Here is a 15,557-nt window from a genome sequence, read left to right as displayed (position 1 = left end):
GGCTATTCTCCTAATGGATGCCTTTTGCGGTAAACCTCGTACATCAATAATCCCGCTGCAACTGACGCGTTCAGTGAAGTGACATGCCCTGTCATAGGAAGGCGAGTCAAAAAATCACATTTTTCTTTTATAAGCCTGCCCATACCTTTTCCTTCACTGCCTATCACAAGTCCGATCGGCATGCCGCCATCCATGCTGCGATAATCATCCTTTCCTTTTGCATCCGTTCCGACGATCCAAACACCCCGTTCTTTGATCTCATCAATGGCCCTGGCCATGTTCGTAACCCGCGCAACCGGGATGTATTCAATTGCACCGGTCGATAATTTAGCCACAGTAGCCGTTAAGCCAACCGCCCTGCGTTTTGGAATAATGATGCCGTGGACACCTGCAGCATCCGCGGTTCTCATGATAGAACCCAGATTATGGGGATCCTCGATTTCATCCAATAGAAGGAAGAAGGGCGCTTCGTTTCTTTCCTCGGCCCGGGCAAACAAGTCGTCCAATTCCGCGTAGGAATAAGCCGCTACCTGGGCGATAACCCCTTGGTGATTGCCATCGGACATTTGGTCGACTTTCTTCTTCGGGACAATCTGCACCATTACCTGTCTTTCCTTTGCAATGCCGATGATCTGCTGCATTTGCCCTTTTTGCGAACCTTCTGCAATCCAGATCTTGTTGATATCCCGTTCAGAGCGCAGGGCCTCCAATACCGTATTTCTTCCAATGATGTATTCTTCGCTCATAGGTTCATCTCCCTTCTTCTCCTTCGATAAATTGGATTGATTCAATGACGATTTCTTCGAGCCGCTGTTTTTTCCCGGCCAAATAAAGGTATCCCATCAACGCCTCAAATGCTGTGCCATATCGGTATGTTTGTACATCTGTATTTTTGGGGACGGTTCCCGACTTTGCATTCCTGCCACGGCGAACAACTGCAAGCTCCTCGTCAGTCAATTTACCTGTCCCGAGCAGAAAATGGACAGCCTTGCTCTGCGCTTTTGCGGAAACAAAACGCGTCGCTTCCTTATGCAGCAGGTGGGGCTTGACCGCCCCTTTCTGGATGAGGTGATGCCGGATATACGTTTCATATACGGCATCACCCATGTATGCAAGCGCAAGGCTATTCAAGATCTTTTCATCAACTTTGTGTTCATAGTGAAGCATGGGTCAGCCTCTTTTCCATCTGGTGCCCTGCGGGGTATCCTCAAGGATGATATTCATGTCCTTAAGACGGTCCCGAATTTCATCAGAACGCTGGAAATTCCGGTCTTTACGGGCCTGGTTCCGCTCCTGGATCAATTTTTCAATCTCTTCGTCCAGCAGGGCTTCCTCTTCTACCGTGAGGCCAAGCATCTGGAACAAATCCTGGAACTGATCCAAGAAAGCCTGGATGACCTCTTTGTGTGTGTTCTTTTCCATAAGGTAATAATTAGCCTGCCTGGAAAGCTCAAATAAAACGGAGATGGCATTCGCCGTGTTAAAATCATCATCCATTTCTGCAATAAATTGATCGTGAAGGCTGCTTATTTTCCCAAGCCATTCCTGATTGTCATCCGTTAGACAATCGCTTGAGCCCAGCCGATGCTCCAGGTTTTGGTAAGATGTCCGCAAGCGGTCGAGTGACGCTTGCATATTGGACAGCAGCTCTTCGCTATAGTTAATCGGGTGGCGATAGTGAACCGACAGCATGAAAAAGCGCAACACTTCAGGGTCATGCTTTTGGATGATATCATGTACAAGGACAAAATTCCCAAGTGATTTGGACATCTTTTCATTATCGATATTAATATACCCATTATGCATCCAGTAGTTTGCAAAAGGTTTGCCTGTCAAGGCCTCTGATTGCGCAATTTCATTTTCATGATGCGGAAAAGCAAGATCCTGTCCGCCCGCATGGATGTCAATCGTTTCCCCAAGGTATTTCCTCACCATTGCCGAGCATTCGATATGCCAGCCCGGGCGTCCGCTTCCCCATGGGCTATCCCATGAAATTTCGCCCTCTTTGGCCGCTTTCCATAATGCAAAATCCAGCGCATCCTGCTTCTTTTCGCCCACCTCGATTCTGGCGCCGACCCTTAATTCATCGATGGATTGTTGGGATAGCTTACCGTACGTATCAAATTCGCGTGTACGATAGTAGACATCACCTTCGGCTTCATAGGCATATCCTTTTTCGATAAGGGCTTCAATAAATTCAATGATGATATCCATGTTTTCCATCACCCGTGGATGGGCGTCTGCCCTTTTGCAGCCAAGCTCTGTTACATCTTCAAAGTAGGCATTGATAAAACGATCGGAAATCGTTGGTACATCCTCGCCAAGTTCTTTGGCAGCGCGGATCAGCTTGTCATCCACATCCGTAAAATTGGATACATACTTTATATCATAACCCCGGTATTCAAAATATCTGCGTACTGTATCAAATACGATGGCCGGCCGCGCGTTCCCTATGTGGATATAATTATAAACCGTCGGGCCGCACACATACATTTTAACCTTGCCTTCTTCCAAAGGCTTAAATTCTTCCTTTTTCCTTGTCAATGTATTATAAATTTTAATCGCCATTTTATTTGATCCTTTCTTTTTTTAATTCTTCCAACTTTGATTTTAAAGCGGCTATTTCCCTTTCCATCTCTTTAAAACGGTCAGCCGTTGGATCGGGCAAATCAGTGTGATCCAAGTCTTTTATCCTCACGCCGTCCCTTATGACCACCTTGCCTGGTATGCCTACAACCGTTGAATTTGGCGGTACTTCCTTTAGGACAACAGAACCTGCGCCAATCTTGGAATTTTCGCCAATTGTGATCGAGCCAAGAACCTTAGCACCTGTTGCAATCAACACATTATCCTTGATGGTAGGATGCCTTTTCCCTTTTTCTTTACCCGTACCGCCGAGAGTAACGCCCTGAAACACGGAAACGTTATCGCCAATCTCACAGGTTTCCCCTATCACAACACCCATTCCATGATCTATAAAGAAACGCCTGCCAATCCTGGCACCAGGATGGATTTCAATGCCTGTAAAAAAACGGCTGATTTGCGAAATAGCCCTTGCGAGAAAATAAAGCTTCCTTTTGAATAATCCATGGGCCAGCCGATGGCTCCAAATCGCATGGAGTCCGGAATAAGTAAGGATGACTTCAATATAGCTGCGCGCAGCAGGATCCTGGTCGAAAATGACTTCAATATCTTCTTTTAAGACTTTAAACACTTGTGTTTCCTCCCTCTCCTTGTCGTGATCTCTATTGGTGGCAGATGTCAGGCACCGGATGCTAAACTGCGTTGTCTTATGCCCCTGTTAAAACCATAAAAAAAAGCGTCTCTGCATAAAGACAGAGACGCTTTCTTGTGCGCGGTTCCACTCTGTTTGGAATGTGTCCTCCGAAGCCCGTAAGCCGATCAAAACACTCATTCCCAACTCGTTTCCCTATAACGGGGGAACTCCGCCTTCGCCTACTGACTTTTAAGGTTCAGCGGAGGGCTCTGGGGTGCATTTCAAGCAATGAGAGGCTTAAACCATTTTCACCGAGTTATGGTTCTCTCTGCAAAGCATCATTTCTTTACTTCTCCCCATCTACGCATTCAGGTTTTAAATTAATTATTAATATATTATACTTCCTGTCAAATGTTAATGCAAAATGCTTTGCAGGCGATTTTTTATTTTTTCTTTGCCTAATAAAGCGATCGCTTTCGGAAGGTCAGGTCCGTGAGTTTGGCCGGTGGCAGCAGCGCGGATTGGCATAAACAACTTCTTGCCCTTCTGCCCTGTGCTCTTTTGGACTGCTTTGATAGCTGCCTTGACTTCGTCGGCAGTAAATTCTTCAAGCTTGTTCACTTCCTCGAGGAATGCGGCCATGACTTGTGGCACCTGTTCCTCGGAAAGCATTTCTTTCGCTTCATCTTCATATTCAATCTCATCCTTAAAGAACAAGCTTGAAAGTTCCACGATTTCCGCTCCATAGGTCATTTGTTCCTGATAAAGGGCAATGAGGTTCTCAACCCATTCCTTTTCCTTGGGACTCATGTTCTCAGATACCCTATCGGCTTTGATAAGATGAGGAAGCGATATTTCTACAGCACGTGCAAGCTCGAGCTGTTTCACATATTGGTTATTCATCCAGGCAAGCTTCTGCTGATCGAAAAGCGCCGGAGATTTTGATAATCTGTCAGCATCAAATTGACGGATAAACTCCTCTTTTGTGAAAAGCTCCTCTTCTCCTACCGGGGACCATCCCAACAAAGCGATAAAATTAAACAGCGCTTCCGGCACATAACCGAGCTCTTCATATTGCTCAATGAATTGGATAATTGACTCGTCCCGCTTGCTTAACTTCTTCCGGTTTTCATTGACGATCAGAGTCATATGCCCGAACACCGGCGGCTCCCAGCCAAATGCCTCGTAAATCATCAATTGCTTCGGCGTATTGGAAATATGGTCATCACCTCGAAGCACATGGGAAATTTTCATCAAATGATCATCAACCGCTACGGCAAAATTATATGTCGGAATACCATCTTTCTTTACGATAACCCAATCCCCAATGCCCTCTGATTCGAACGAGACCTCATCCTTGACCATATCATGGAACCGGTACACCTTTCCTTCAGGGACAACAAACCTGATGCTCGGCTTCCTTCCCTCTTCCTCAAGTTTTGCGCGTTCCTCCTCTGTCAAATAGCGGCATTTGCCTGAATACTTTGGCGTTTCATTCTTGGCCATCTGGGCCTCGCGCTCTGCCTCCAGCTCTTCTTCCGTACAATAACATTTATAGGCAAGCCCTTTTTCAAGCAGCTCCCCATATAATTCCCTGTATATATCATTGCGTTCTGATTGGCGGTAAGGTCCGTATTCCCCGCCTTTGTCCACGCTCTCATCCCAATCCATTCCAAGCCACTTTAAATATTTAAGCTGGCTTTCTTCCCCGCCTTCAATATTGCGCTTTTGATCTGTATCTTCTATGCGGATAATAAATTTTCCGCCTTTATTGCGGGCAAACAGATAATTGAATAATGCTGTCCGCGCATTTCCAATATGTAAATGCCCGGTCGGGCTCGGTGCATAACGAACACGAATCTCGCTGGTCATCATTTAATCCTCCTAAGCTGTATCTCTGTGTCTATTATCGTTCCATTCTACCATCTAAGTATAACGGAATAAAGCTACTCGTCTGTTAAAACGGGCTAATTCGCTTTAATTAACAAAACGGTCGCCTGAGATGCAATTCCTTCATTTCTTCCTGTAAAACCAAGCTTTTCAGTAGTCGTAGCCTTTACATTGATTTGATCTGCCGAAGCATCCAGGAGCTCAGCGATTCGCTCTCTCATTTGCCCGATATACGGGGCCATTTTTGGGCTTTGCGCAATGATTGTACAATCGGCATTCCCTAAAACATAGCCTTCTTTTTTTACAAGCTGCCAAACATGCTGCAAAAGCTTTGCCGAATCAGCATCCTTGAATTCCGGGTCGGTATCCGGAAAATGTTTGCCGATATCTCCGGCTGCAATGGCACCGAGACAGGCATCTGCCACAGTGTGCAGCAGGACGTCCGCGTCTGAATGCCCAAGCAATCCCTTTTCGTATGGTATCGTGACCCCGCCGATGATGAGCGGGCGCCCTTCGACTAGCTGGTGAACGTCAAATCCCTGTCCGATTCGAAACATATGGTTCTTCCTCTCTGCACTATCCTTTTTTTTATGTAAAATTGCTTCCGCAAAATACAAATCTTCCGGCGTAGTAATTTTAATGTTATCGTAATTCCCCTCAATAATCCTTACACTTTCGCCCATTCTCTCAACAAGGCTCGCATCATCCGTTCCTAAAAAGTGCTCTTTCTCAGCGGTATCATGCGCTTTTATCAGGGTGGACACACGAAAAGCTTGTGGTGTTTGCACGGCCCACAAGCTTGATCGTTCCACGGTTTGCGTCACCGCATTATCTTTCGCTTTCTTAATCGTATCCTTTACCGGAACAGCCACGATTGCACCGCCATGGAAGGAAGCAGCTGCCGCCAACTTTCTGATTATATCACTGTCAATAAACGGCCTGGCACCATCATGTACTAAAACAATTGAATTTCCATCTGCATGTTTAATGCCGTTGAAGACACTCTGCTGCCGTTCATTTCCACCCGGAACAAGCTTCTTGATCTTGTTCAATTGATATTTATGGATAAATGATCGAAAAATTTCTTCCTCAGCCATGTTAATAGAGAGAATGATTCCCTTGCAAGCCGGATCATTTTCAAACACACGCAATGTATGGACAATAATCGGTTTTCCGGCAAGTTCAATGAACAGCTTGTTTTTTCCAGCCTTCATTCTCTTGCCTTGTCCCGCTGCAGGTATGACTACTTCGTAAAACATAACATGTTTCTCCCTACTATAATGCTTTTTCCAATAGTTTCGGCTTGGCAAAAATCATCCGGCCCGCCGATGTTTGCAGCACGCTCGTCACGATTACGTCAAGTCGCTTTCCGATATGGTCTCGCCCGCCTTCGACAACTATCATCGTTCCATCATCCAAATAAGCAACACCCTGGTTCTGTTCCTTCCCATCTTTAATGACTTGAACATTCATTTCCTCGCCCGGCAATACCACAGGCTTCACCGCATTCGCCAAGTCATTGATGTTGAGGACTGGAACACTCTGGAATTCACATACTTTATTCAAATTAAAATCATTTGTTACCACTATCCCATTCGTTACCTTCGCTAGCTTTACAAGCTTCGAATCCACTTCCTGGATCTCTTCAAAATCACCCTCGTACATTTCCACATTCACGGATAATTCCTTTTGGATCCGGTTAAGGATATCCAATCCGCGTCGTCCGCGATTCCGTTTCAATGCGTCTGATGAATCAGCTATATGCTGGAGTTCCGCCAATACAAACTGGGGAATGACGATGGTTCCTTCGAGGAATCCTGTCTGGCAAATATCTGCTATCCGCCCGTCGATGATTACGCTCGTGTCAAGAATTTTAAACTGGCTGCCGGCTGGCTCCGATATTCCAAATTCAGAATCGTCTGCTTTCTTTTTGCTGTTTTTGGCAAACAGGTTTGTCAGCTCATCGCGTTTCTTGAATCCTACCTGAAAACCCAGGTAACCGAACAGCAATGTCAACAGTATCGGTGCAACTGTATTCAGAATAGGCACCTGGATGGCATTCAAGGCATATCCTATTAAAAAGGCTACGAAAAGACCGACGATCAAGCCGAGGCTTCCGAAGATTATATCAGTAATGGGGGCCTTGACGAGAGATTCCTCAAACCATTTCATGAAATCCACCATATAATCTACTGCCCAAAAAGTAATAAGATAGAATATAATAGCGCCTAAAATTGCAGTAATATAAGGATTGTTTACGAAAGCGATATGATCTACATGTAATACATTTAATAATTCAGGAATAAGGAAGATCCCTAGAGTCCCGCCTATTATTAAGAAGCATGCTTGTATTATGCGTTTTAACATTCCTCCACCTCCTTTTACTCATTATTGACAAAATGAAAAAATTGAAACCATATTAAAGAAGGTTTTTCAAAATAATTAGGACGATAAATAAAGTGTTAACCTAGTAAAATTCATAGAAAAAATGCGGCTTCATTCTTAGCCTAGCACCGAAGTGCCGGGGGTGTCAAAAATTATCAACCCCATTCTTCATTTTGAAGACCGGTTGAAACCAGGGCCGATATGGAGCCATTTTAGGATATTCAGAATCTTCTTTCCGTGATGAGCTGGGACTTTAAGATCCGAAGTCCCTCCCTGATTTTTTTCGCCCTGACCTCCCCAATCCCTTCAACTTCATCCAGTTCGTCCACAGTAGCGTTCGTCACATTTGTGAAATTGCCAAATCGGTTTACGAGGTTTTCGACAATAAGTCCCGGCAGCCGCGGAATCTTGTTGAGAATACGGTACCCCCGGGGCTTTATACTTTCGTCAAGATGGATATAGCCAATGTAGCCAAGCACCTTTAAGAGCACCCCATCTTCCAGAATTTCCTGTTGGGCGAGTTCCTGCAGCCGTCGAACGATGTGTACAGGTCTGGCGGACCTGTCAAAGGAGTAATCTTTGATAAGAAGCTCCCCTTCTTCTTCTAAATCAGCTAAAAGCTCATTCATCTGAAGGCGGATCAGCCTCCCTTCCGTTCCAAGTTCGCTTAAATACGACAGAAGTTCCGCCTTTATCCTAAGTACCATCACATAACGGTGGAATACCCTTAGAAGATCAGCGTACGTGACGATTTCTTCAAATTCCAAAACACTGAGGTCTGATATGCTTTGCTGGAGGACTGCTTTATACTTTTCAAGTGTTTGTATCGCGAGGTTGGCCTTTGCCAGAATGACTCCAATATCCTTTAAGGCATAGCGGAAATTCCCCTGGTAAAGCGTAATTACCGTACGCCGTTGTGAAATGGCGATCACTAAACTTTTAGTTTCCCTTGCCACCCTTTCAGCGGTCCGGTGACGCATGCCTGTCTCGGTAGAAGGAATGGCCGAATCCGGAACCAGCTGTGCATTGGCAAGCAAGATCTTATCCGCTTTATCACTCAGAATGATGGCCCCGTCCATTTTGGCGAGCTCATAAAGGTTACTCGGCGTACAAGAACAATTCAGTTGAAATCCACCATCTACAATTGCGCTTACCTTTTCATTATAGCCTACCACGATCAGGCCGCCGGTATTGGCACGCAATACATTATCGATTCCCTCCCGTAGAGGTGATCCCGGTGCCACCATTTGCAATATTTCATGCTTCGTCTTTTCATTGAGTTTTTTTTCCGTCATTCTTACCCTCCTAAAGCATAATGAAGAGCCTCCGTAACCGTGGACACACCAACAATCTCAATCCCTTTCGGTGCATTCCAGCCGCCAATATTATTGGATGGCAGAATAATTCGTTCAAACCCGAGCTTTGCCGCTTCCTGGACGCGCTGCTCAATCCGTGATACCCGTCTTACTTCCCCTGTCAGGCCCACCTCACCTATAATACAGTCCGATTGTTTAGTAGGATGGTCGCGAAAGCTTGAAGCGATGCTGACCGCTATTGCAAGGTCAATGGCGGGTTCATCAAGCTTTACACCCCCGGCTACCTTTAAATAGGCATCCTGATTTTGCAAAAGAAGCCCTACTCTTTTTTCCAGGACAGCCATCAACAGAGATACGCGGTTATGGTCAATCCCGGTAGCCATTCTTCTTGGAGTTCCAAAGCTTGTCGGTGAAATTAATGCTTGGATTTCAACGAGTACGGGCCTGGTACCTTCCATTGAAGCCACCACTGTCGACCCGGAAGCACCCTGGGAACGCTCTTCCAAAAAAATTTCCGAAGGATTTTCTACCTCTTCAAGACCATTTTCTTTCATTTCAAAAATACCCATTTCATTCGTGGATCCAAAACGGTTTTTTACTGCGCGGACAATCCGGTATGTGTGGTGCCTTTCACCTTCAAAATATAATACGGTATCAACCATGTGTTCCAGAAGACGCGGCCCTGCTATTGAACCTTCCTTCGTCACATGCCCGACAATAAAGATGGCGATGCCATTCGTTTTTGCGATCCTCATCAAGGATGCTGTGCATTCCCGAACCTGCGATACACTTCCAGGTGCCGAGGTTATCTCCGACTGGTAAACCGTCTGGATCGAATCAACGATTACTAAATCCGGGTTTACCTCACGAATAGCCTGTTCGATGTAATCCATGTCAGTTTCCGCATAGACGAAGAGATTATCACTTGCCGCACCAAGGCGGTCTGCCCTTAATTTTGTCTGCTTCACCGATTCCTCACCGGACACATATAATACTTTTTTCTGCTTCCGTGCCAATTGTGATGAAACCTGCAAAAGGAGTGTAGACTTGCCTATTCCCGGATCCCCGCCTATCAAAACAAGCGATCCCTGAACGATACCGCCTCCAAGAGCGCGATTTAATTCCGCTAAATCAGTCGAAATCCGAGGTTCCTTTGATGTCTGTATGGAAGTGATCGGGGCGGCCTTTTGGCGTTCCATTGTACCTGTCGCCATTTCAGAATGGGCAAAGGCTCTCCTTCTTGCAGGTCCTGTGATTTCCACCTCTTCGACCATCTTGTTCCAATCGCCGCAGCCAGGACATTTGCCCATCCATTTAGCAGACTCATACCCGCACGACTGACATATGAATTTGGTCTTTTTCTTTACAGCCATATTTGCTTCCTTTCTTTTTTGAAAAATCCTGGTTCAATAAAAAACGCCACTACTAAGATATTAAATATATGTCCGGTTTAATCCTTCTAAAAAAGATGTACAAATCAAATAGATTATTTTTTAATCCGTTCGACATGTCCACATCGGTACTGAGCTGGGCATATCTTTTCACAAATAATGCTTCGCCTGTCAATGGTACCATAAAAAAGAGGTACACGGATTTTTCGTGTACCTCCATTTTTCGGACTGAATATTTTAATGCTCGACCGTAGTTGCTTCTTGTTTCAGGGTAAATTCTCCATTTACTACGTCGATCAACACTCTCTGGCCTTTGTGGACATTGCCTTTTAGAAGCTCTTCAGACAGAAAATCCTCTACATGCTTCTGGATTGCTCTCCTGATTGGGCGGGCTCCATATTCGGGGTCAAATCCCTCTTCAGCAATTTTCTCTTTAGCCGAATCCGTGAGCTCGACCAGGATATCCTGCTCTTTTAAACGGACAGTAAGCTGGTCTGCCATTAAGGTTACGATTTCTTTTAAATGTGTTTTCTCCAGCGAATGGAAGACGATGGTTTCATCGATACGGTTTAAAAATTCTGGCCGGAAAGCGCGTTTTAGCTCTTCCATTACCTTTCCTTTCATATCCTTGTAGTCCTGGCCTTCATCCTGGATGTTAAACCCGACATATTTATTGCGCTTCAGGGCTTCTGCACCTACGTTTGAAGTCATAATCAAAATCGTATTGCGGAAATCCACGGCACGCCCTTTGGAATCCGTCAGCCTTCCATCTTCCAGGACTTGAAGCAAGATATTGAATACATCCGGATGCGCTTTTTCAATTTCATCAAGCAGGACGACAGAGTAAGGTTTTCTGCGGACCTTTTCTGTCAATTGCCCGCCCTCTTCGTATCCTACATATCCTGGAGGTGAGCCAACCAGGCGTGAAGTCGAATGTTTCTCCATATATTCGGACATATCGATACGGATCATGGCATCTTCGTCACCAAAGATAGATTCTGCGAGCGCACGCGCGAGCTCAGTCTTACCCACACCTGTAGGCCCAAGAAAAATGAACGATCCAATCGGGCGTTTAGGATCTTTCAAGCCGGCCCTTGCACGGCGGACTGCTTTCGCCACTGCCTTCACAGCTTCTTCTTGGCCAATCACACGTGAATGAAGGATTTGCTCCATGTTCAAAAGTTTATCAGTTTCTGTTTGGGCAAGCCTTGTGACAGGTATGCCGGTCCAGCTCGATACCACATGGGCGATGTCATCGACAGTGACTGCACTGTTTTCCTGCCCTTGTTTTTCCTTCCAAGTTTTTTTCGTCTCTTCCAGCTGCTCTCTCAGTCGCTGTTCTGTGTCCCGAAGAGAAGCCGCTTTCTCGAATTCCTGACTCTGGACAGAAGCATCTTTTTCTTTTCTTACTTCATCAAGCTTTTGTTCCAGCTCTTTAAGGTTTGGCGGTGTTGTATAGGAGCGCAATCTCACCTTGGAACCCGCCTCATCAATCAAGTCGATGGCCTTATCCGGCAAGAAACGGTCAGAAATATAGCGGTCAGATAACTTAACCGCTGCCTCGATTGCCTCATCGGAAATGGAGACTCTGTGGTGCGCCTCATATCGGTCACGCAGCCCCTGAAGGATCTGAATGGATTCATCGATGGTCGGCTCATTAACCTGGATTGGCTGGAAGCGGCGCTCCAGTGCAGCATCCTTTTCGATATATTTCCTGTATTCATCAAGTGTTGTAGCACCGATACATTGAAGCTCTCCCCGGGCAAGAGATGGCTTCAGGATATTGGAAGCATCAATCGCTCCCTCTGCCCCACCGGCACCGATCAATGTATGAAGTTCATCAATAAAGAGGATGATATTGCCCGCCTGTCGGATTTCATCCATCACTTTCTTTAATCGGTCCTCAAATTCACCGCGGTATTTTGTACCAGCAACAACCGTTCCCATATCCAACGTCATTACGCGCTTGTCACGTAAAATCTCAGGAACCTCATTATTGATGATTTGCTGGGCAAGGCCTTCAGCAATCGCGGTTTTACCAACACCTGGCTCACCGATCAGCACCGGGTTATTTTTTGTACGACGGCTTAATACTTCGATGACCCTTTGAATTTCTTTGCTCCTGCCAATGACCGGGTCAAGGCTGCCTTCTCGGGCAATCGCTGTTAAATCGCGGGCAAGGCTATCTAATGTCGGAGTACTCGCAGTTGCAGAAGAGGCTCCCTGATGCCCTCCTGATTCATTGCTGCCCAAAAGCTGCAGCACCTGTTGGCGCGCCTTGTTTAGGCTGACCCCAAGGTTATTTAGGACCCTTGCAGCAACACCTTCCCCCTCCCTGATCAATCCAAGAAGGACATGCTCAGTGCCGACATAAGAATGGCCAAGTTTTCGTGCTTCATCCATGGATAACTCAATCACTTTTTTGGCACGTGGCGTATAGTGGATTGTTTGGGCGTTTTCCTGGCCGCGGCCAATCAGGTTTTCAACTTCTTTTTGGATTTTATCCGCCCCTAAACCGAGGGCATACAATGCTTTTGCGGCAATCCCTTCCCCTTCTCGCACAAGACCAAGCAAAATATGTTCAGTCCCAATATTGTTATGTCCTAAACGAATCGCTTCTTCCTGGGCTAATGCCAACACTTTCTGTGCTCTTTCGGTAAATCGGCCAAACATCATAGGGAATTTCCTCCTTCAGAATTATCTTTTTTCTCTAAATCGAATCGTTCTCTAATGAAAGCAGCCCGCCTTATATCCCTTTCATGAGGCCGAAGCGGTCCGCCAGCATACTTTTGTAAAAATCCAGGTTGGGTCAATATCATCAATTCATTCAAGATGCCTTTGGAAATATTTTTTATATACCCAAGATCTATCCCTAATCTAACATCGGAAAGACATCTCGCCGCTTCCTTCGTTTCGATGACCCTGGCATGCTGCAGAATACCGAACGAACGATAAACCCTGTCTTCTAATTGTATGTCAGAGGTATGCACTAATGCTTCCCGGGCGGATCTTTCCTGGGCTATGATTTGCTGTACAACACTCGTTAAGTCCTCGACGATATCGGTTTCTGATTTACCCAGAGTGATTTGATTGGAAATCTGAAATATATTGCCGATCGCTTCACTGCCTTCCCCGTAGATCCCTCTTACTACAAGGCCTAATTGGTTTATTGCCGGTATGAGATGATTAATCTGGTTGGTGAGCACCAGCCCCGGCAAGTGCATCATTACTGATGCCCTTAGTCCTGTGCCAACATTAGTAGGGCAGCTTGTCAGATAACCTCGTTCCTCATCAAAAGCGTAATCGATTTGTCCTTCGATAAAATCATCGAGGGCATTGGCTCTTTGCAATGCTTCATTTAATTGCAACCCTGAATACAGGCACTGAATCCGCAAATGATCCTCTTCATTTACCATAATGCTGACTTCCTCATTCGCAGAAAGAAGGCAGGCACCATATGGTGAATCTTCAGCTAAATTAGGACTGATCAGGTGCTTTTCAACTAACACCAGTTTATCCAAAGGCTGCAGGCTTTCCATTTGCAAAAACTCAAGCCTTCCCACTTCCGGAATATCTGTATCATTTAGACAGTCTTTTATTACATTTATAATCTGCATGGCTTCTTCTTGTGAAAATAAAGTAGAAAAAGAAAAATCTTTAAAATTTCTGGCCAAACGTATACGGGAGCTGAGAACGATATCAGAATCGGGGCCTTCTTCATTCATCCAGGAACTGATGGCTTTTTGTAAAAAATGCTCCAGACTCATTGCTGCCCCCCTCCTTCAACATTGTCCGCGCCTTTCTCCAATGAACGAACCTGATCACGGATTTCCGCAGCTTTTTCAAATTCTTCATGCTCAATAAACTGTTTGAGCTGCTGTTTTAAGTCCTTGATTTGTTTCTTGATATGAATACTTCCGCCTATCCTTTTCGGGATTTTTCCGTGGTGAGAAGTGTTACCGCTATGAACCCTTTTTAATATAGGGTCCAGATGGTCTTTGAAGGTTTCATAACATTCCGCACATCCAAACTTGCCAATATGGACAAATTGAGAAAAGGTAAGATTGCATCTTATACAGCGCAGGACCTCCGTTTTTGGAAGTGCATTTGCTTTTGCCTGCTGAAAGCCTGGATCAATATTAAATAATCCTGCCAACAAATTATTTATTGAAAATCCAGGACCGCCATTTAACATGAACATTTCACCTTTTTCCTGGGCACATCGCTCGCACATATGAACTTCAGTTTTTTTTCCATTGATTATCTTTGTGAAATGCATGGTCGCTGGACGCTCGTTACATTCCTCGCAAATCATATCATCACCTCTAGACGCTCTTTTATTTATATTTTAAGGTGGTAAGCATAGCCTTTAAGATCCTTGCCCTTAATTCATCCCGATCCGGCAAATCGATCAAAATGACCGACCGGTCCATAACGCTTAACATGATTTTTGCTTCACGGCGATTTATGATGTTTTCGTCTATCAGCCTGCTGATGACTCCCTCTGCCGATGCCTGGGAAACACGGGATCCGATAAGAGATAGCAGTTGATCAATCAATTGTGCGTAATCGTGGGACTTTACCTTCATGATCCGGATATAACCTCCGCCCCCGCGTTTACTTTCAACAAGGTAACCTCTTTCAATCGTAAATCTGGTATTTATTACGTAATTGATTTGGGAAGGGACACATTGAAATTTATCCGCCACTTCACTTCGCTTTATTTCCAAAATGTCCTTCTCACTCATCTCCAATATGTGCTTTAAATAACTCTCAATGATATCTGATATATTTTTCACGGAGCCCCCCCCTTCTGACTTTGACTATATTTGACTATAATTATACAGTGAATATAAAAATTTTCAACCGTAATGCCTTTTGATTACAATATTATTTTTGCCAACAATTATGTAATTGCATACCCTATAACAGGTCGATTATGTGTATTATTTTTTATACCTCATTAACGTTTAGTTAAAACTTCATTATTAATAGTAATTTTTCTTCCGCAACATGTTTTCCTTCCATGCAGAAAAGACCAGCTAAATTGGCTGGTCTGGTGTGTTTGCTTTGTGAAGTGCTGATCTCAAAGGACTTGTACACGGGTCGCTGAGTTATACGTTACCACAAGGGGAGGCGTACAGCTCATAGGCCATGGAGGTATTGCAGCAGGACGCTAACTCTTAGCCATCTCTGTGCTGCTTCCCAGATTGTTATTAGTTAATTCATTGAAGCTAGAGTTCATGACGCATTGTCTAGATGTTCAATTCTGATAAAAAAAGAATAGACCAGCCTCTCCGGCTGGTCTTCTATTTGCTTGGCGACGTCCTACTCTCACAGGGGGAGAACCCCCAACTA

At 45.0% G+C, this 15,557-nt stretch carries 13 protein-coding genes, 1 pseudogene and 1 other annotated feature; all 14 genes and pseudogenes read right to left on the bottom strand.

Annotation, left to right across the window (positions count from 1 at the left end; genetic code table 11):
* Window positions 1-2 precede the first annotated feature (2 nt).
* Window positions 3-746, bottom strand: coding sequence for a 23S rRNA (guanosine(2251)-2'-O)-methyltransferase RlmB (rlmB, locus tag D0466_RS18010; protein ID WP_117323938.1), 744 nt, complete (start codon window positions 744-746; stop codon window positions 3-5).
* 4 nt (window positions 747-750) lie between these two features.
* Window positions 751-1,167, bottom strand: a complete 417-nt coding sequence (locus D0466_RS18005; protein WP_117323937.1) for a Mini-ribonuclease 3 — start codon at window positions 1,165-1,167, stop codon at window positions 751-753.
* Between the two features lie 3 nt (window positions 1,168-1,170).
* On the bottom strand, window positions 1,171-2,568 hold the full coding sequence (cysS, locus tag D0466_RS18000; RefSeq protein WP_117323936.1) for a cysteine--tRNA ligase: 1,398 nt from the start codon (window positions 2,566-2,568) through the stop codon (window positions 1,171-1,173).
* 1 nt (window position 2,569) lies between these two features.
* A complete protein-coding gene (gene cysE, locus D0466_RS17995) occupies window positions 2,570-3,265 on the bottom strand; it encodes a serine O-acetyltransferase (protein ID WP_325048740.1) in 696 nt (231 codons plus the stop codon).
* Window positions 3,266-3,334: 69 nt separating this feature from the next.
* Window positions 3,335-3,589: a binding site (T-box leader), on the bottom strand.
* A 42-nt stretch (window positions 3,590-3,631) separates the two neighbouring features.
* Window positions 3,632-5,089 carry a glutamate--tRNA ligase gene (gltX, locus tag D0466_RS17990; RefSeq protein ID WP_117323934.1) on the bottom strand — a complete coding sequence of 486 codons (1,458 nt, stop codon included), beginning with the start codon at window positions 5,087-5,089 and terminating at the stop codon, window positions 3,632-3,634.
* A gap of 95 nt (window positions 5,090-5,184) precedes the next feature.
* Window positions 5,185-5,664 (bottom strand): 2-C-methyl-D-erythritol 2,4-cyclodiphosphate synthase, encoded by a 480-nt coding sequence (gene ispF, locus D0466_RS23080; RefSeq protein WP_233522697.1) that lies wholly within the window; start codon window positions 5,662-5,664, stop codon window positions 5,185-5,187.
* A 45-nt stretch (window positions 5,665-5,709) separates the two neighbouring features.
* Window positions 5,710-6,366: pseudogene (gene ispD, locus D0466_RS23075) on the bottom strand (2-C-methyl-D-erythritol 4-phosphate cytidylyltransferase); the annotation flags it as partial.
* A gap of 16 nt (window positions 6,367-6,382) precedes the next feature.
* On the bottom strand, window positions 6,383-7,474 hold the full coding sequence (locus D0466_RS17980) for a PIN/TRAM domain-containing protein (RefSeq protein WP_117323932.1): 1,092 nt from the start codon (window positions 7,472-7,474) through the stop codon (window positions 6,383-6,385).
* 239 nt (window positions 7,475-7,713) lie between these two features.
* Window positions 7,714-8,787, bottom strand: a complete 1,074-nt coding sequence (gene disA / locus D0466_RS17975) for a DNA integrity scanning diadenylate cyclase DisA (RefSeq protein ID WP_117323931.1) — start codon at window positions 8,785-8,787, stop codon at window positions 7,714-7,716.
* A 2-nt stretch (window positions 8,788-8,789) separates the two neighbouring features.
* Window positions 8,790-10,181, bottom strand: a complete 1,392-nt coding sequence (radA, locus tag D0466_RS17970) for a DNA repair protein RadA (RefSeq protein WP_117323930.1) — start codon at window positions 10,179-10,181, stop codon at window positions 8,790-8,792.
* 255 nt (window positions 10,182-10,436) lie between these two features.
* Window positions 10,437-12,875, bottom strand: a complete 2,439-nt coding sequence (gene clpC / locus D0466_RS17965) for an ATP-dependent protease ATP-binding subunit ClpC (RefSeq protein ID WP_117323929.1) — start codon at window positions 12,873-12,875, stop codon at window positions 10,437-10,439.
* Window positions 12,872-13,966, bottom strand: coding sequence for a protein arginine kinase (locus tag D0466_RS17960; RefSeq protein ID WP_117323928.1), 1,095 nt, complete (start codon window positions 13,964-13,966; stop codon window positions 12,872-12,874). Before D0466_RS17960 ends, clpC begins: the two co-directional genes overlap by 4 nt.
* Window positions 13,963-14,514, bottom strand: coding sequence for a UvrB/UvrC motif-containing protein (locus D0466_RS17955; RefSeq protein WP_117323927.1), 552 nt, complete (start codon window positions 14,512-14,514; stop codon window positions 13,963-13,965). The genes D0466_RS17960 and D0466_RS17955 overlap by 4 nt, the downstream gene beginning before the upstream one ends.
* A 22-nt stretch (window positions 14,515-14,536) precedes the next feature.
* Window positions 14,537-14,998 (bottom strand): CtsR family transcriptional regulator, encoded by a 462-nt coding sequence (locus tag D0466_RS17950; RefSeq protein WP_117323926.1) that lies wholly within the window; start codon window positions 14,996-14,998, stop codon window positions 14,537-14,539.
* Window positions 14,999-15,557: the final 559 nt, after the last annotated feature.

Source organism: Peribacillus glennii, from assembly GCF_003429105.1.
In the GTDB taxonomy this organism is placed as follows: domain Bacteria; phylum Bacillota; class Bacilli; order Bacillales; family DSM-1321; genus Peribacillus; species Peribacillus glennii.
The sequence above is the reverse complement of the archived record's forward strand: the minus strand, read 5'-3'. Positions and strand labels throughout refer to the sequence as shown.